General features: G+C 65.6%; 20 protein-coding genes. 4 read left to right on the forward strand and 16 right to left on the reverse strand.

What is annotated here, in order from left to right:
• Window positions 1–69 precede the first annotated feature (69 nt).
• The 7 genes from V4558_03750 to V4558_03780 form a co-directional block, all read right to left on the reverse strand.
• On the reverse strand, window positions 70–516 hold the full coding sequence (locus V4558_03750) for a helix-turn-helix transcriptional regulator (GenBank protein ID MES2304591.1): 447 nt from the start codon (window positions 514–516) through the stop codon (window positions 70–72).
• A gap of 2 nt (window positions 517–518) precedes the next feature.
• Window positions 519–1,190, reverse strand: a complete 672-nt coding sequence (locus tag V4558_03755) for a DNA alkylation repair protein (GenBank protein MES2304592.1) — start codon at window positions 1,188–1,190, stop codon at window positions 519–521.
• Window positions 1,191–1,263: 73 nt separating this feature from the next.
• Entirely contained in the window at window positions 1,264–1,947 is a 684-nt protein-coding gene (locus V4558_03760; protein ID MES2304593.1) for an amino acid racemase, read from the reverse strand.
• A gap of 29 nt (window positions 1,948–1,976) precedes the next feature.
• Window positions 1,977–3,560 (reverse strand): amidase, encoded by a 1,584-nt coding sequence (locus V4558_03765; protein ID MES2304594.1) that lies wholly within the window; start codon window positions 3,558–3,560, stop codon window positions 1,977–1,979.
• Window positions 3,561–3,567: 7 nt separating this feature from the next.
• On the reverse strand, window positions 3,568–4,701 hold the full coding sequence (locus V4558_03770; GenBank protein MES2304595.1) for a type IV pilus twitching motility protein PilT: 1,134 nt from the start codon (window positions 4,699–4,701) through the stop codon (window positions 3,568–3,570).
• An 88-nt stretch (window positions 4,702–4,789) separates the two neighbouring features.
• Complete coding sequence (locus V4558_03775; GenBank protein ID MES2304596.1) at window positions 4,790–5,731, reverse strand: hypothetical protein; 942 nt, start codon at window positions 5,729–5,731, stop codon at window positions 4,790–4,792.
• Window positions 5,728–6,282 (reverse strand): sigma-70 family RNA polymerase sigma factor, encoded by a 555-nt coding sequence (locus V4558_03780; protein ID MES2304597.1) that lies wholly within the window; start codon window positions 6,280–6,282, stop codon window positions 5,728–5,730. The genes V4558_03775 and V4558_03780 overlap by 4 nt, the downstream gene beginning before the upstream one ends.
• Before the next feature lie 82 nt (window positions 6,283–6,364).
• Between V4558_03780 and V4558_03785 the strand changes: the two genes are divergently transcribed.
• Together V4558_03785 and V4558_03790 are read left to right on the forward strand one after the other, a co-directional pair.
• Complete coding sequence (locus V4558_03785) at window positions 6,365–6,679, forward strand: helix-turn-helix domain-containing protein (GenBank protein ID MES2304598.1); 315 nt, start codon at window positions 6,365–6,367, stop codon at window positions 6,677–6,679.
• 5 nt (window positions 6,680–6,684) lie between these two features.
• Window positions 6,685–7,185, forward strand: a complete 501-nt coding sequence (locus V4558_03790) for an SRPBCC family protein (GenBank protein ID MES2304599.1) — start codon at window positions 6,685–6,687, stop codon at window positions 7,183–7,185.
• Between the two features lie 18 nt (window positions 7,186–7,203).
• Here the strand turns inward: V4558_03790 and V4558_03795 are convergent, their stop codons facing one another.
• Genes V4558_03795 through V4558_03805 form a run of 3 tightly spaced genes read right to left on the reverse strand, consistent with a single transcriptional unit; the run spans window position 7,204 to window position 10,060 of the window.
• On the reverse strand, window positions 7,204–8,226 hold the full coding sequence (locus V4558_03795; protein ID MES2304600.1) for an FtsX-like permease family protein: 1,023 nt from the start codon (window positions 8,224–8,226) through the stop codon (window positions 7,204–7,206).
• Window positions 8,139–9,632, reverse strand: a complete 1,494-nt coding sequence (locus V4558_03800; protein ID MES2304601.1) for an ABC transporter permease — start codon at window positions 9,630–9,632, stop codon at window positions 8,139–8,141. The genes V4558_03795 and V4558_03800 overlap by 88 nt, the downstream gene beginning before the upstream one ends.
• 26 nt (window positions 9,633–9,658) lie before the next feature.
• Complete coding sequence (locus tag V4558_03805; GenBank protein MES2304602.1) at window positions 9,659–10,060, reverse strand: VOC family protein; 402 nt, start codon at window positions 10,058–10,060, stop codon at window positions 9,659–9,661.
• A gap of 82 nt (window positions 10,061–10,142) precedes the next feature.
• Here V4558_03805 and V4558_03810 point away from each other — a divergent pair, with 82 nt between their 5' ends.
• Window positions 10,143–10,694: a VOC family protein gene (locus tag V4558_03810; GenBank protein MES2304603.1), complete on the forward strand. Its 552-nt coding sequence runs from the start codon at window positions 10,143–10,145 to the stop codon at window positions 10,692–10,694.
• Here the strand turns inward: V4558_03810 and V4558_03815 are convergent.
• The gene (locus tag V4558_03815) at window positions 10,669–11,106 is read right to left on the reverse strand and encodes a VOC family protein (GenBank protein MES2304604.1); all 438 of its coding nucleotides are present in this window, start codon (window positions 11,104–11,106) and stop codon (window positions 10,669–10,671) included. The two genes, V4558_03810 and V4558_03815, sit on opposite strands and share 26 nt — an antisense overlap.
• Window positions 11,107–11,296: 190 nt before the next feature.
• On the opposite strand from V4558_03815, the gene V4558_03820 reads away from it, so the two are divergent.
• On the forward strand, window positions 11,297–12,604 hold the full coding sequence (locus V4558_03820; protein MES2304605.1) for a PQQ-binding-like beta-propeller repeat protein: 1,308 nt from the start codon (window positions 11,297–11,299) through the stop codon (window positions 12,602–12,604).
• A 6-nt stretch (window positions 12,605–12,610) separates the two neighbouring features.
• Here the strand turns inward: V4558_03820 and V4558_03825 are convergent, their stop codons facing one another.
• Genes V4558_03825 through V4558_03845 form a run of 5 tightly spaced genes read right to left on the reverse strand, consistent with a single transcriptional unit; the run spans window position 12,611 to window position 17,141 of the window.
• Window positions 12,611–13,813 (reverse strand): aminotransferase class V-fold PLP-dependent enzyme, encoded by a 1,203-nt coding sequence (locus tag V4558_03825; protein MES2304606.1) that lies wholly within the window; start codon window positions 13,811–13,813, stop codon window positions 12,611–12,613.
• A 3-nt stretch (window positions 13,814–13,816) separates the two neighbouring features.
• A complete protein-coding gene (locus tag V4558_03830) occupies window positions 13,817–14,356 on the reverse strand; it encodes a hypothetical protein (GenBank protein ID MES2304607.1) in 540 nt (179 codons plus the stop codon).
• On the reverse strand, window positions 14,353–14,904 hold the full coding sequence (locus V4558_03835; GenBank protein ID MES2304608.1) for a hypothetical protein: 552 nt from the start codon (window positions 14,902–14,904) through the stop codon (window positions 14,353–14,355). Before V4558_03835 ends, V4558_03830 begins: the two co-directional genes overlap by 4 nt.
• Complete coding sequence (locus V4558_03840; protein ID MES2304609.1) at window positions 14,901–16,361, reverse strand: CHAT domain-containing protein; 1,461 nt, start codon at window positions 16,359–16,361, stop codon at window positions 14,901–14,903. The genes V4558_03835 and V4558_03840 overlap by 4 nt, the downstream gene beginning before the upstream one ends.
• A 57-nt stretch (window positions 16,362–16,418) precedes the next feature.
• On the reverse strand, window positions 16,419–17,141 hold the full coding sequence (locus tag V4558_03845; GenBank protein MES2304610.1) for a peptidase E: 723 nt from the start codon (window positions 17,139–17,141) through the stop codon (window positions 16,419–16,421).
• Window positions 17,142–17,151 lie beyond the last annotated feature (10 nt).

The raw sequence follows: 17,151 nt of genomic DNA on the forward strand, positions 1-17,151 counted from the left end.
CGGTCCCCGCGCGTCACCCGAATGGATGATTTCGGCGATTCAGCCCCGAAATCATCCGAAAGTGTCAGGTCAGGGAATCAACCGGAGCGCTTTGCCGAGCTGCACGGCCTGGGTCCGGCGCCGCGCCCCGAGCTTGGCAAAGACCCGGCTCGAATGCGTCTTGACGGTGTTCTCGCTGACGTGCGCGCGCTCGGCGATGTCGCGATTGCTCATCCCGGCGGCGATCAGCTCGAGTATTTCGAGTTCGCGGGGGGTCAGGCCGAGGGAATCGACCTTCGCCACGTCCCGGACGAAATTCACTGGCGCCGGCACCATCACTTCGCGGACCACCACCGTTTCCCGGGGCCGCGTCAGTTTGAGTCCGAGCCAGATTCCGAGGGCGGCGAAGACCGCCGCGACGAGCCCGCCGTAGATCTCCACTGAATGTTCCACGACCAGCCAGCGGTACTCGATGAGCTTGAGACCAGCGATGAGCACGCCGCCGAGGAGCCCGTAGAGGAGGACGTGTCGGCGCATCGTCAGCGCTGCCGCGCCACGGCCTTCTCGATGTACGAAAGGGCGTCGGGGGTCTTGCAGCCGGTCTCGCCGTGGTCCACTTCAACCACGCCAATTCGCCTGGCGGCGGCGACTACATCCTTGCGCAGCGCGGGTCGGTAGACCCCGATGCTGATGAGCGAGCCGTTCATTGCCCGGCGCGACCAGTTCGGCGAGCGGTGGATCTCTTTCTCGATGGTTGCCAGTACCTTGGCCGCGTCGGCGTCCGAAATCGTGTCGGGATCGTCCTTGAGGAGCGCGCCGAAGATCTGGTAGCCGATTTCGCGCTCCGCGTCGTCCTTCGACTTCATCCAGCTGCGCATCGTCGCGAGGGCGATCGGGCTGCGCGCCAGCAGTCCGGAAAGGTATCCGCCGAGGAAACGCGCCGGCCCTTCCGTGATGAACCGCTCAGCATCCGCCGCCGTGACCCTGGCTGGATCGGCGATCTGCAGCGCCAGGATACGTGCCTCGCAATTCCCGGTCTGCCAGAGCTCCATAGCGAGGGCGTGATCGACCTTGATCTTCTTCTGGAGCTTGCCGATCTCGGAGGTGAGCGTCCCGAAGACGTTGGCACTGGCGCCGTGCCGCCGGTAGATCGCGGCGGTCTGGGGCTTTCCGAGCTTCTTGAGTGTGGCGAGAATTTCCTTGGCCGTCATGCATCACTCCTGGGACGGGTCCTGACGGAAGCATAACGCGCTTCGCGCGCCGGTCGCCAAGGCCGGGCCGACCTCACTCCCCTCCAAGCCGTGCCACAATCGCCGCCACGTGCAGCGCAGTCGTGTCGAGCACCGGCAAACCGGCGATCGTGGCGCCCGGCAGCAACAATGGCAGTTCGGTGCCACCGAGAATCACCCCGTCGGCGCCCGCGGCGTCACGAAGTCGCAAGACCAGCGCCTCGACTTCGCCTCGCGTCGACTCCCGGAACTCCCCGTTCAGCAATTCGCCGACGTAGCGCGCGTGCACCCATTCCTGGTCGGCCTCGTCGGGGCGGATCACGGTCATTCCGCGTCGCGCAAAGACCGTGGGAAAGAATGAGGCCGCCATGGTGAAGCGGGTGCCGAGCAGGAGGAGGCGACGCAGCCCCTGAAGTTCTGCCGCATCGGCGCAGACTTCGACGATGCTCACCAGTGGCACCGGCGAGAGCCGGACGAGATCGTCGAACACGATGTGGGGGGTGTTGGCGGTGATAGCGATGAAATCCGCACCCGCCGCGGCAAGGCGCGTCAGCGAAGCATGGAGATAGGCAATCAGTTCGCCCCGGTCGCCCGCGACCAGACGAAGCCCGAGTTGGACATCGAGACTGTCGATGAGGATCGCCGGGGCCGAATCCGGAGCCTCGCGTTGCCAAAGGCCAAGAATCCGGCGGTAGTAATCGATCGTGGATTCCGGGCCGAGGCCGCCTACGAGTCCCACCCTCCTCATGCGCCCTCGCGAGACGATTGCTAGCCCGGCACCGGCGGAGCGACAAACCGCTTCGACCGCTGCTGGTATGAATGCGCCAGGGCGAGCAACTGTGCGTCGCTGCCGGGCAGGCCCACAAACGAGAGATTCCCTGCCGGCATCCCGTCGACGCCAAGCCCGGTCGGCACCGAGACTTCGGGGAGACCAAGCCAGTTGCCATAGCCGAGCGTGGTGCGGATATCCGGCCATGGGTCTACCGCGCGGGGAGCCGGGAATGGCATGGTCGGGTAGATCATCGCGTCGAGATGCTGCGTGCGGAATGTCTCGGCGAGTTGTGCCACGACCGTGGCGCGCGACCTCGCAAACGACACGCTCGCCGGATCGTGTTCGTATGGTTGCACGATCAGTTTCGACATCTCCTCCCACTCTTTCGGGAGAACGTCGTAGAAAGCACGGAAGGCGGCCAGCCCGCGCGCCACATCGTCACGGGGCTGGCCACCGTGCCTGCCGAAATACCGGAACAGCGCGTTGGCGGTCGCCGCCGGCGAATTGTGGTTGATCGCCACGTCACCGCGCGCCTTGGCCGCTTCAGCGAAAAGCGAGCGCACGTTGACACGGGTGACTGCAGGGGCGCACGCCTCCACCACGGCGCCGCCCGCGACCAGATCGGCCACCGCACGATCGAAGACGGCGAGTGACTCCGCGCTCATCTGCGCACGCGGGACGTGCACATCCACCAGGCCGAGTCGCGCACCGGCAAGGGCGTCATCACGGAGCGCCGCGAGAGCGCCGCGCCGATAGCGTGCCGTGAGCGCCAGGCCATCGGAAGCATCGGGGCCGGCGATTGCGTCGAGCAGGAGCGCCGCATCGGCCACGTTGCGGGCGAGCGGGCCGTGCGTGTCGAGGTACGGCCAGGTGGGGATCACCCCGGTGCGCGGCACCAGGCCGAAGGTCGGCTTCATGCCGACGACCCCGCAGAACTGTGCCGGAATCCGGTTGGATCCACCGTCGTCGGTGCCGAGGGCCGCGAATGCGATCCCGCATGCCACGGAGACCGCTGACCCGGCACTCGACCCGCCAGGCGTCTTGATGCCGGCCGGATCGTAGGGATTGCGCACCTGCCCGGTGAGCGAGCTCGTGCCATTGCCGTGATAGGCAAAATCGTCGGCGGCCGTCTTGCCAAGCACGACAGCGCCGGCGGCTCGCATGCGCTGCACCTCGAGTGCGTCGCGATGCACCGGCGTCGGAAACAACTGTGCCCACTCTCGGCTCGATCCGGTCGTGGGGAGCCCCTGCATGTCGTAAATCGCTTTCGCGAAGAGCGGCACCCCATCGAGCGGACCGCGGAGAGCCCCGCGACGCGCCCGCGCATCGGAGGCACGCGCCTCGTCGAGCGCGGTGGTCGAGAACAGGTCGATAGCGTGAAGCGTGGCGTTGAGCGCGTTGCCCCGATCGAGCGCGAGCTGCGTCACCTCGGCGGCGGTCCACGCCCCGCGCGCACGCCCGGCCTGGTATTCCACGATGGTACCGGAGAGCGGATCGACACCGGGCTCGGGCCAGCGGAGCAGCGGCAAGGCGAAGAGCGCGCTCAATTCGAGCAGCGCTTCGCGTCGGGAAATGGTCACGATCGGCTCAGCGCGGGGCCATTCTGCGATCCGTCACATCATCAAGCTCGGCCAGGGACCGCGCTTCGTCGAAGCGGATTCTTCCCTGCTCGAACTTCTTGACCAGCTCGATCTTGTTCACCGACTTGAGATACGCCTCCATCGGCTCGACATCGCCGCTCTGCACCAGCTCGAAGAGCGCGTCGTTGAGGAGTTTCATGCCCAGCTGCCCGCCGGTCTGCATCGCGGACATGATCTGATGGGTCTTCCCTTCGCGAATCAGGTTTGCAACAGCGTTGTTCACCATCAGGATTTCCAGCGCCGCGACCCGTCCCTTCAGCTTGCGCTTGCAGAGCGTCATCGCGATCACGCCCTTGAGCGACGAGGCCAGCATCATCCGGATCTGCCCCTGCCGATCGGCGGGGAACTGGTCGATGATCCGATCGATGGTCGAGATGGCGGTCGAGGTGTGCAGCGTCGCGAACACCATGTGCCCGGTCTCGGCCGTCTCGAGCGCGATCTCGATCGTCTCGAGATCGCGCATCTCGCCGACCAGCACCACATCGGGATCCTCACGCAAGGCGGCGCGGAGCGCTCGCTTGAAAGAGCCGGTGTGACGGTGCACTTCACGCTGATTGATGAGGCAGCCCTTCTGGGAATGCACGAACTCGATCGGATCCTCGATCGTGATGATATGATCGGCGCGAACCGTGTTCACGTAGTCGATCATCGCGGCGAGGGTGGTCGACTTGCCGCTGCCGGTCGGGCCGGTCACGAGGATCATCCCTTTCGGGAGTCGGCAGAGATCGGTGACCACCTTGGGCAGCCCCAGCTGGGTCGCGGTCAGCACCTCGGTCGGAATGACCCGGAACACCGCCGCGGGCCCATTCTGATCGACGAAATAGTTGGCGCGGAATCGGGCGAGGCCGGGCACGGCGTAGGCAAAGTCGGTGTCCCACTCTTCCTCGAACTGCTGCCGGTTTCGCTCCGGGGCGATCTCGGCGAGAATCTCGAGCATCCGTTCGGGGGTGGTGGGCTCCCCCCCCTCGACCGGAAGAATCCCGCCATCGACCCGGAACATCGGCCGGAGTGTCGAACTGAGGTGCAGGTCCGACGCACCGGCATCCACCATCTTCTGGAAGAGGGAGTCGAGCCAGGCCATGGGTATGTCCGGGGGTGGGAGGCGGGATCCATCGAAAGATGGAAGAAGTATGCGCGGGGCCCCGGGCCCCTGCCACCCCCCGGGCCGATTAGCGCTCCTCCGGCCGCGGCGTGCGCTTCATCTCCGCCATCACCCGCTTCAATTCAGCCTCACGCTCCATGATCTCGAGTTCGGCCCGCTTCGCCTCGTAGACGGTGGTGGTGCCGCTCTTGAAGCGTTCCTGCATCAGCGTATTCCGCGACGTGGCCAGGTCGAGTAGTTGCTTCGCACGCGCCAGGTCGACTTCCATCTGCACTTGCTGCAGTCGGCGGCTCACCTCGACCGGCTCGAGACGCTCAGTCAGGAACTGCTCGCGCAGCTTCGACTTCATCGCCAGCAGCCGCAGCTCACGCTCCCGTTCCGCCACTTGCAGTTCGGCCTCGCGCAGCGAACCGACGAGTTCCGTCCCGGCCTTCACATTGCGTTCGACCGCCACCTCGTCGGCTTCCGCGCTCTTCAGTCGCTCCTCGACCAGTGCGGCAGAGGCGAGCAACCGTTCCTTCACGAAATCACGCTGCCCCACGAGCGGCGCCCAGAGTTCGTTGCGGGGATTCGCACGGGAGGCGCGCACCTCGGCGAGATCGAGGTTGCGCTGCAGCAAGGCGATTTCGCTCTCGCGCTGCGCGAGCGTCGCCTCACGAACCGTCTGCTCCGACGCCGCACCAACGGCACGAGCACTCCGGACTCGCTCGAGTTCACGTTTCGCGAGCTCGAGTCGATATGCAATCAGTTCGCGCTCGACCTCGATCGTGCGGGAGACCTCCACCGCCTCCTTCGACTCGCGCACCTGTGCCGATGCGAATTGCGCGCCGATCCCGAAGGCGATTCCCACCGCGATCATCGCGGCAACCCGGAATCGCTCGCGCCAGCGCGGCCGCAGGACGACTACCCCGGAAGTGGCTCCGTCGCGGCGATAGGCGCGAAGCAGTTCCTGCTCCAGTTCGCCGACGAATTCCGGTGTCGGCGTGTGACGATCTTCCGTGGCGCTCATGGCAGCCCTCCTTCGGTGGATGGCACAATGTGGGTGAGTTCGAGACGCAACCGTTCGCGGGCTCGGCGCAGTCGACCCTCGACCGCACGTTCGGTTATTCCCATGACTTCGGCGAGCCGCGCGACGCGCAAGTGCTCGAAGTGAAATGCTTCCAGCAACTGGGCTTCTGCGAGAGGAATCCGCGCCAGCGCATCTGTCACGGCGGTCGCGATCTCGCGGGTGTCATCGGTGGCGTCGCGTTCGAGTGCCGCGAGGATCACGTCGGGAGCCACTGCATCGAAATCGACCGGCGCCCGGCGGCGGAGATGGTTGAGCAGCAGGTTCCGCGAAACGGTGGTCAGCCATGCGAGCGGCACCTCAGGCATCCCCGTGCGTCGCCATTCGCGCACCGCGCGCAGCCAGGCCTCCTGGGTGATGTCCTCGGCCAGCTGACGCTCGCCACCGCAGCGACGGGAGACAAAGCCGTAGAGCGCCACCACCGTCTCACGGTAGACGGCACTGATCTGGGCTTCGGTCGGTGGCTGCAGCATCGGCATCCAGGTGGAGGTCACTAACCATGACACTCGGGACCCCAAAAACCCACGCGGGAGGGGCACTCTTGACAGGTGACCATTTGGTCACGTATTCTCTGTCATGACATCGGACGATCGGGTCTTCAAGGCACTCGCCGATCCCTCGCGACGCATTCTCCTCGACCGGCTCTTCACCCGGGACGGACGAACGCTGACCGAGCTCGAGGCGGAACTCGAGATGACCCGCTTCGGTGTCATGAAGCACCTCCGCGTCCTCGAGGATGCGGGACTGGTCGTGACGCAGCGGGTCGGCCGCGAGAAGCAGCACTTTCTCAATCCGGTCCCGATCCGGCTCATCCACGACCGCTGGATCGACAAATTCACCGAGCGTCGAGTGTCGGCGCTCACCGAGCTCAAGCGCCAACTCGAGGAGTAGACGACATGACGGGCAGTACCGCAGCGGAGACGACCCAGATCTATCGCATCTTCATCAAGGCCACGCCGCAGGCGATCTGGGATGCGATCACGAACCCCGAATTCACCCAGAAGTGGGGCTACGGCCTGCACGAGGAGTACGACCTCCGCCCCGGCGGTCAGTACCGCGGCATGGCCAGCGAAGGGATGAAGGCGATGGGAATGTCTGGCGTTATTGTCGATGGCGAGGTGATCTCGGCCGACCCGCCGCACAAGCTGGTGGTGACCTGGCGGATGGCGATCAACCCCGAAATGGCGAGCGAGGGCTTCACCAAACTCACCTACGAGATTGTCGCCGGGCGCGAAGGCGTGAGTCGCCTCAGCGTGATCCACGACGTCTCCGGTCGCCCCGGCCACGGCGCCATGATTGCCGGCGATCAGCAGGGCCCTGGCGCAGGTGGTGGCTGGCTCTGGATCCTCAGCGACCTCAAGTCATTGCTGGAGCGCGGCACCGCAATGGCTCAGTAGCAAAGAGGGGCCATCGACCTACTCCCCGCGCAGCGCCTGCGCCGGATCCGCCTGCGACGCACGCCGCACGGGGAGGAGGGTCGCGACCACCGCCGTGAGTACGATCCCCAGCGTGGCCGCTCCGAAGGTGAACGGGTCGAGCGGTGCGACCCCGTAGAGCATCGAGGCCAGCATCCGGACGGCGACCAGCGCACCGGGAATGCCGATCAACAGGCCGAGGCCGATCAGCCGCAGCCCGCGCTGAGCAATCAGACTGCGAAGCTGCCGTGCGCGCGCACCAAGCGCGGCCCTGATCGCCAGTTCCCGCCGTTGCTCACCCACCTCGTGCGAAAGCACCGCGTATAGGCCCAGTGCGGCGAGCAGCACGGCCAGCAGCGAAAAGGCCGTGAGGATGAGCATCGCGAATCGCTGCCCGGCAATGGAGGCCGCGACCGCCTCATCCATCGTGCGAACGTCGATCAGCGGTTGTTCGGCGTCCGCACCGCGCACCGCACTCCGGATCGCGGGAACCAGCGACCCGGGGTCAGCCTTTGTCCGGACCACCAATGCGCCCCCCGATGCCGGGCCCTGAGCGTAGGGGAGATAGAGCTCCGGGATCGGAGCCGACACGAGTGCGTCGTGACTGACATCGCCCACGACCCCGACCACCTGCACTGCAACGCCATCACCACCAGCAAAGCGGATCCGTTGCCCAACCGCGCGCTCGCCAGGCCAGAATTGCCGGGCCATCGCGCGATTGATCATCACAACCTGCGGTGCCCTGGGGTCATCCGTCGCTGCAAAGCTGCGGCCATCGATCACCGGGATCCCAAGCGTCGCGAAGTACGCCGTGCTCACCACGCGCGCGCCGACCGATGGTGCCTGTTCTGGCGGTTGCGGATGCGCCACAATCTGGATGACCGACATCCCGTACGCCGGATCGAGCGGCAATCGGCTCGAGAAGGCGACCGATGTCACGCCAGGTACGGCACCGAGTTGCGCCTCGATTCGACCGAGATACTCGGCCTGCTTCTCGGGGGTCGGGTAGCGCGTGGGAAGCATCCCGAACCGCATGGTGACCAGATGATCCGGACGGAAGCCGGGTCGATCCGGTCGAGGTTGAGCAGAGTCCGCACCATCAGCCCCGCGCCGACCGTCAGCACAAAGGCCAGCGCCACCTGTGCCGAGGCCACCGCACGCCTCGCGCGTGACGAAGCCGAGCCGGCGGTGGTCCGACGGGTGCCTGAGCGCAGCAGCTCCGACGATCGCGCGCCCATTCCGCGACCTGCCGACACCACGGCCAGCGCTGCGCCGAGGGTGAGCGCGATCAATACCGTGAAGAGGGCGACCCCGGCGTCGAGCCGAATCTGATCGAGGCGCGATGTCGTCGGTGGCGCGATCGCGACGAGGAGTGCGTGCCCCCACTGGGCGAGCGCCAGACCGAGGATTGTGCTTGTCATCACGAGCAACAGGCTGTCCCAGAGCGCTTCGCGCAGCAGCGCCAGCGTGGAGGCCCCGAGCGCTCGCCGGATTGCGATCTCCCCCTGGCGCGAGACGGCCCGTGTGAGGAAGAGGTTCGACACATTGGCAACTGCGACGAGCAGCAACAGCACCACCGCGGCAAACATCGCCTCGAGAATCGGCTTCACCCCGCCGATGATCTGCTCCGGGAGCGGGACGACATCGAAACTGACGTTGGTGTTGCTCGCGGGATACTCGGCGGCGAGCCGTGCCCCGAGCTGGCGCACGGACCTGCGAGCGCCATCGGCATCAACGCCGTTGCGCAACCGGCCGATCACCTGCAGCATTGCGGCGTTGCGAGTCTGCAATGCCACGGGGAGGTCGAGCGGCGCCCAGAGTTCGGCACGCTGATGTGCGGCCTTGAAAAAGGCAGGCGTGCTGAACTCGCGCGCCATCACCCCGACCACCGTGTACGGCTCACCGTCGATGTCGAGCACGGTGCCGATCACGGCCGGGTCGGCGTGAAGCCGGGATCGCCACATCGCGTCGCTCAGCACGACGACCCGGCGACTCCCGGCGATGGTGTCGCCCGGACCGAGCACCCGGCCAAGGGCAGCGCGGGCCCCAAGCAGGGCGAAGTAGTTGCCGGTGACCTGCGCTCCGCGGGCGAGCTCGGGGGTGTCACCGACCCTGACGGTCATTCCGCTGCCGAGCTGGGCCGCCGCGTCCTCAAAGGCACTACCGTGCTGGCGGATGTCCTCGTAGTTGAGGAGCGAGACGCTGAACCGGTTGTTATTGGACTTGGTGAGATCTTCCCAGACCATCACGAGGCGATCGGCCCGGACATAGGGGAGCGAGTGGATCAGGACGCCTTCGACTGCGGAGAATACGGTCGCCGTTGCGCCAATCGCCAGAGTCAGCGTCACAATCACGGCCACGGTGAAGCCTCTGGCCCGCAACAACCGGCGCAGCGCGTGCGTGGCCGACTGGCGAAACGTGTCGAGCATGGCGTTCACTCCTGGTCATTGGGGCGTCAGGTGCGGGGCGGCCCGAGCAGATCCCACCGATTCCCTTCAACATCGAGGAAGACGGCCACCTCCCCGTACCCTTCGACTCGCGGCTCCGTGAGGAAAGTGACACCGGCGGCAATCATCCGCGTGTAAGCATTCAGAAAATCATCGACCCGAAGAAAGAGGCCGACCCGCCCGGCAAACTGGTCACCCGCGGCCGCCGCCTGACGCTCTCCATCGGCTTGTGCCAGCAGGATTCCGGTGGCGGCGCCACGCGGCCGCACCACGACCCAGCGCTTCGGTCGGCCATCGTTGGTCTGTGCCGGGGTGTCTTCCACCAGGTCGAAGTCCAGCACCCGCACAAAGAAGTCGATGGCGCGGTCGTACTCCTTGACGACCAGGGCGACCAGTTCCAGATGGGACAAGCTCCACCTCCCGCGCGGGTGACCAAGCAGATATGCCATCGACGTTAGATTTTCCCGAGAGACTTCCGCACCGGAGGCAACGATGAAGAAGCTACAGGTCCAGGGCGTCCACCATATCACCCTGGTCGGGTCAACCCGGCAGAGCGCCATCGACTTCTGGCAGGGGCTCCTCGGCATGCCGTTCGTGATCGAACAGCCCAACCTCGGCAAGCCCGATGAAAACCATCTCTACTTCGACCCGGGCGATGGCCGGCTGCTCACCGTCTTCACCAACGAGTCCACGCCGGATGCTCGCCGGCACGCGCCACGCGAACCAGGTTGCGTGGAGCACATCGCCTTCAATGTCTCGCGCGCCACCCACCAGCAGGTGCCGGCACGGCTGCGCGAACGCGGCATCGAATTCCTCGAGCGCGATCGCGGCTTCATGGATTCGATCTATTTCCGTGACGAGAACGGACTCAAGATCGAACTCGCCTGCTACAAGTTCGAGACACCGGCAGGTTTCCGCGATGTCGACGTGCTGATGCGGGCCCAGCGACTCCGGGAGGCGCGCGGAGACCACCATATCACGGCCGAACATCTCGCCGATGCCATCGAGGAGTTGATGGCTAGCCGGGATCGCTTGCCGGTCTAGCACCATTGGTCGGCGCTGCGGGCCACTGCTGTCCGAAGCCGAGCACATGCCCGTCCAGGTCCCGGAGAGCAAACTCCTTCACGCCGTACGGCTGCACCACGAGGCCATAAACGAAAGTTGCTCCGCGGGCGAGGAATTCGGCCGCAAGTTCTTCGGCATCGCGGACCCAGAAGAACGCGTCCCAGGTGCCGCCCTGGGACTCCATCGGCCGAATCCGGCTCGGCTCTGTACTGCGCCGAAGCATTACACCACAGCCATCGCGACTGCAGATCGCGAACTCCGGTGGCGACCCGGCGCGGTACTCCTCACGGAAGCCCACCACCTCCTGGTAGTAGCTCAGCGTCGCCGCGACATCCGTCACTGGGAAGTATGGCGCACCGCGGAGTAGCGCCGGACGCAGGTCTACGGACATCTGACCTCCATTGAAGGGGCAGTGCAGGAGTTCAACTGCACTCCACAACGCTGCTTTCCCGCGAACCGGCTAGCAAGATCTTGCGACGCCTCGGTGGAACGAATTCATCCTTGCCACCGCGCGGACGCTATGGCTCAATTCGGTCATGCCGAACGCCGGTATCGAAATCTCTGCTGGGGGGCCCTCTGCGATGACGCTGCGACCGATCCTGCTGATCTGGAGCCTTACCTTCGTCCTCCCCCGCAGCGTCGCCGCGCAGGACGCGATGTTCCGCGGTGGCCCGACCCACGAGGGGGTCTACGCCTCACCGTCTCCCACGCTCGCCACACTGGCGTGGAAGTTGAAAGTCGGCGGACGTGTCATCTCGTCACCGGTCGTGAGCGGCGATCGGCTGTTTGTCGGAAGCACCAACGGTCGCCTCATCGCCATCGATCGAAAGGCCGGGACGCGGCTCTGGCAGTTTGCCTCCGAGGGGCCGATCGCCTCCTCACCAGCGGTGCACGGCGATCTGGTCTACATCAGCAGCACCGACGGCAAGATCTACGCAGTCGAGGCCGCCACCGGCAAGCAGCGGTGGGCGTTCGCCACCAAGGGAGAGCGCCGCTTCACGGCCCCCGGCATCCATGGCGCCATTCCGAGCACCGAGCGGATGCCCGACCCGTTCGATGTCTTTCTCTCCTCGCCCACGATCGTCGGCAACACCCTGTACATCGGGAGCGGCGATCAGCACGTCTATGCCCTGAACACCGAGACAGGAGCACTGCGCTGGCAGTTCGCTGCGCGGGACGTGATCCATGCATCGCCGGCAGTGGCCAACGGCCTGGTCTATATCGGAAGCTGGGACCGGAATCTCTACGCCCTCGATGCCGCAACCGGCCGCGAGCGCTGGCACTACACCACGGGCAATGACACCACCGAGTACAACCAGATCGGCATCGCGAGTTCGGCTGCCGTGGCCGGTGGCCTCGTCTTCGTCGGAGCGCGCGATGGCCATTTTCATGTGGTCGATGCCCGCACCGGGGCACTGAAGTGGAAGCACGACAACCACGGCGGCTGGACCATCGGTTCCCCCGCCGTCCGGGATGGCGTGGTCTATTTCGCCACGTCGGACGGCCGCCGCTTCAAGGCTCTCGACGCAGCCACTGGCGCGGTACGCTTTGATCTCGAGAATATGGCGATCTCGTTCTCCTCCCCTGCCCTCGCCGGGGACGTGGTCTACTACGGCACCTCCGATGGCTGGCTCCACTCCGTCGACATCCATACCGGGAAGTTCCTCGCCCATTTCCAGACGGACGGCTCCAGGGAAAACCTCGCCAAGTGGACCGACTCCAACGGCGTCTTCAATTCCGGCCGGATGTACCCCGACCGAACCCTCGATGGGCTCATGGTCGGTATGCGGACGATGTTCACGGTGGGGTCGATACTCTCCTCACCCACGATCGCCGATGGCGTGCTCTATGTAGGGAGTACCGATGGGAACGTGTACGCGCTGCGCTGAGGCGAATCAGGCCAGCTCGTGTTTCAGCGCCGCCACGAGCGCATCGACGTCACGTCCGGAATTGAAGAGATGCGTCGACACCCGATTGCCATTGAGCCACGTCTTCGGAACGACCTTGAGTTCGATCCGGTACTTCGTGCGGATCAACTTCTGGAACGTCGCACTATCGATGGCGTCGGGAAGGGTGTACGTCAGGAGCGGTGACGCCAGCGGGCCGGGTGGCGGACTCACGACGCGCAGCTTGGGCACATCCTGCAAGGCGTGATAGAGTCGGTCGCGGAGCGCGAGGTTGTGGCGCTCGATCTCGCGAATCCCGATCGCGCTGATGTACTCCAGGGCCGCACCGAGGCCGAGGATGCTCGGAATGCTGCTGACCCCGGAGGAATTGGAGTAGGCGCTGCGACCGCCCTGCAGCGCAATCGGGTCAACACGATTCGCCACGTCCTCGCTCAGATAGAGCAAGCCCGTCCCCTTGGGGCCGAGCAGCCATTTGTGCCCACTGGTGGCGTAGACGTGGCAGCCGAGCGCCTTCACATCCACCGCAATGCCGCCCACTGCCTGCGCACCATCAACAACAGCGATGCAGCCGCGTGAGCGCGCCAGTGCCGAGAGTTCCGCGACCGGCATCCGCAATCCCGTGGAACTGAGCACGTGGGAGAACGAGAAGGCGCGCGTGCGTGGCGTGACCGCCTGCGCGAAGCGGTCAACAATGGCCCGTGCGTCGTTTTCTCCCGGAGGGATCGCCACCACGTCGAGCTCGACGCCAGAGCGCCGCACCACGTAGTCCCAGCAAGCGCGCCCACCGGGATGCTCCTGATCGGTGGTCAGGATCCGGTCGCCCGCCACGAGCTGCATCCCCTGCGCCGTCCAGTTCATTCCTTCGGTTGTGCAGTTGGTCAGCACGAGTTCTCCGGTCGCACATCCGATGAACGTCGCAGCTTGCGCGCGAACCTCATCCATCGCCCTTTCCAGTCGACCATAGCCGTTCGCCACGGGATCGCGTTCGAGCTCCCGCCACGCCGCGATGGTGCGCTCCATCACTGGGCGTGGCGTTGGGCCTAACGATCCCGTTTGGAGAAAGATGAGGCCGGGAAGGAAGGCGAAGTCGCCCCGGGTGCTGGCCGCATCGCGATGAGGCGGAATCAAAGGTGCCGCGGAGAGTGCGCCGAGCGCGGCGAGAAAGTCCCGGCGTGAGGGGTCGTCGGCCATGGATTACTGGCCACCTTTCGGCGCGTCGATGATCGTCGCCTGACAGAGGTCCTGGAGATATATCCGGGTAGAGTCGTTCGCCAGCTGCACCGTCACGATGGTCGAATCAGGACAATGTGCCGGTGGCGCCCTCACGAAGACCGCGAAGCCTGCTCGGGGATCCCGGGAGGTCTGCACCGAGTCCTTCCAGCGGCGGAAATCATATTGCACCTGACGGATCGACATCGCGGCACGCTGGCTGGCATCGACCCAGAGAAAGTAGTCGTATAACTCCGACGTGATGTTGGCGACCCGGCGCCGCGCCGTCCGCACGCCGCCATCCGGCGCGTCAACCAGGGTGTGGACCATTCGGCTGAGACTCGCCTTCTGCTGCGCGAGCGCGCTGAGGGTATCGCGCTGCTCCGCGAGTCGAGCTTCAATCTGCCCGATCCGATAGCTGCTCCAGCCGATCGCACTGGCCAGCATGGCAAGCAGGGCGACCGTTCCGATCAGGGCCCGCCGTGATGCAGATCGTGCGTCATGCAGGAACCCGTCGTGGGTCACGATCCCCCCTTCCAACCCGCATCCCGGACGATCTCCTCCATCGGGAAATCGAACGAGAATTTCGTCCCGGCCTTCATCTCAACGGTGACCGGAATCGTGACCCATGGCCACCAGCCGAGCCATCCCACGAGGAAGCCATTCGAGGCCTCACTGGCGACTCGCACTGGTGTGGTCGTCTGGCCGGAGAAGTAGTACGACACCCGACGGATCTCTGGCCGCCGCGAGAAGGGAAATTCGAGCCAGAGGAGAAAGCCGTACCCGGGGCATTGCCCGTGGCTGTCACGTCCGAAGCCGTCGTAGGCGGGCGTGCACGCCACCTTCTGCGCCGGGACCGCAACCGCCCTGGGCGTCAGCAGCGACTCCAGTGGCCCGGTACGAATGTGATCGATCTCCCGCTGCAAGGAGTCTCCCTGGGCGCTCAGCGCGCGGAGCGAATCTGCCTTCAACGCATAGGAGGCATCGAGGCGACGCACTTCTGCAGCGCCGTATGCAACGGCGGCCACCATGCCGATCAGTCCGACGGCGGAGAGTACACCGCTCGTGCTCACGAGGCCGACATCTCGCGCACCATCGCCACTGTTCGTTCGTTGATCTTGAGGAGGCGACTCACCAGAAAGAGGACCGCACTCCCCGAGGCACCGGTGACCGGGATAATCCCGGCCTGCGGCGCCGAGTGCGCACTGCCCGATGGCACAAGGCTCCAGGCCGCAACCAGGAAGACCAGCGCAGACACGATGATCAACGCGAGCATCGTGTATCGCTCCGGCGCGAAGGTCGCATTCAGTGCCTGCATCGCCTGTACTCGCGCTGCGAGCGCGTGCTGCCGGGCCCCGGTGCCTCCGGCGGTATTGCCTCCCTCTGCTTCCTCCCCACCAGCGGCTGCCGCCGTCTCGAAGAGTGCCCCGTCTTTCGATCGCATGAAGAGCACCGGCGTCGCCCACTCCCACGACTTCCGGTCGGCCATCCGAATTGCCTTCCGGGCCTCGGCGACCGCCGCGTCAACGGGAAAGCCCTCGACCAGGCGGGGATAGAAGGTGCTCGCAAATTCGATCGCGGCATTGTCGGAAATCGGGAACTGCATCGCGACCACAGCCGGTACACCTGCCATCACCAGCGCACTGGCAACGCCAGCGAACGGATCGAGTCCCGGACCGCTGCCGACCCTGGCCGTGTTACAGGCGTTCAGGAACACGAGCCGCATCGACGCCACGTCGCGAAGCAGCATCCCGAGAGTCGCTCCATCGATCGGACTCGGCTGACCCGCGTCGTCCTCCAGCAGCAGGACGCCCGTTCCGCGGTCGGGATCGAAATCGCCGTGTCCCATGAAGTGCAACACGTGGTAGTGGCGGGCGGCGAGGCGGTCGGTGAGCTGACGACTCGTCACCCGGTCGAGGAAATCCACCGCGACATCGGCACGCTTGCCCCAGGTTGTCTCGATTGCCTTCCGTTCGTGCGCGAGATCGAGTGGCGGAGCGCCGGCGGGGCTCGAGACCGCCACCAGAATGCGGAGCGGTGGCGAGAAAGGCAGGAGCGCGAATGGCCGCTGCACGTCGAGATAGCGAACCAGTGGTGTCCCGCGCGAGAGCGAGAGGAAGTCGCGCGTCTCGGCCCGATACATCAACTCCCACGGAAGCGAGGCGAGCCCGGCGAGGTCGGGATCGTTCGGATCAATATGCAACTTGATCCGCAACCCGATCTCACGACCCTGAATGTGACCGAGGCTGGTGTTGAAGAGATCCCGACACGGGCCGGAGAAGAGCGCCTGGAACAGCATGTCGCCGAGTGTCGGCGGATGGTGGTGGGCGGCACCCTGCTCGGCGCGGATGATGATTTCTCGCGTGCCGCGTACCGCATGTCCAACCCCACCCAGCAAGGCCCCCACGTCGGCCGGCGCGAACGGCAGCCGGAGCTCTGAACTCCCTTCACCAGCCGGCGACTCGATCCCGACGACGAAGAATTCGCCGCGTCGGGATTCGATCCGGATGATGAAGTCGAGGTATTCCACGCTTGCGCTACATCGCCGGGTGCAGCGCGAGTGACTCTTCGGTGAAGCCGTGTCGGATCATGACGTCGGGGCCTGCGGGGAAGGTGAGCCGAGAAAGCGAACCGGAAGGATCATCTCCGTTACAGTAGCTCCATTCCGCTCGACCCGATATGCACCGCCCTCAGGACGGGAGCTCACGATCTCGACCAGCTCGGTCCCCTTGAAGTGGTACGCCACCCCGTCATCGGCAGCGAAACCGCCCTGCATCCCGCCCGCGACGGCGTTCTGGTAGACCGGTCGACGCTCGGCCTCGCCGTCGTAATGGGGGCAAGCCGTCGCATCGATGAAGCCCAGACCGTCGTTGAGTGGCGCCAGCCCGCCGAATGAGTCGGTGATCCCGCCGTTGAACCAGCAGAGCATCCCGGCGCTGGCACCGGCGAGCACGGCGCCATTCTCCCAGGCCCGACGAAGTGCGGCGTCGATGCCGTGACAGCGCCAGAGCACCAGCATGTTCGCGGTGTCGCCGCCCCCCACGTAGATCACATCCTGGTCGGCAATGAAATCGGCCAGCTGCGACGTCAGTTCCGGCTGCCGCGGCAACGTTGGCGAGGCCCAGAGCGTCAGGTCGGTGGGAGTGCATCGCCCGGAGAAGGCGCGGTAGAACTTGATGATGTAGGTCGCCGAATCGGCGCTCGCCGTCGGGAGAAAACAGACTCGGGCCGGTTGCCGTCGCGACAGCCCGAGTACAAAGTCGTCAAGCAGCGGGTTGTCCGGCTCCATCGCGAATCCACCACCGCCCATCGCGACAATG

The sequence above is a fragment of the Gemmatimonadota bacterium genome (genome assembly GCA_040388535.1).
In the GTDB taxonomy this organism is placed as follows: Bacteria; Gemmatimonadota; Gemmatimonadetes; order Gemmatimonadales; family GWC2-71-9; genus Palsa-1233.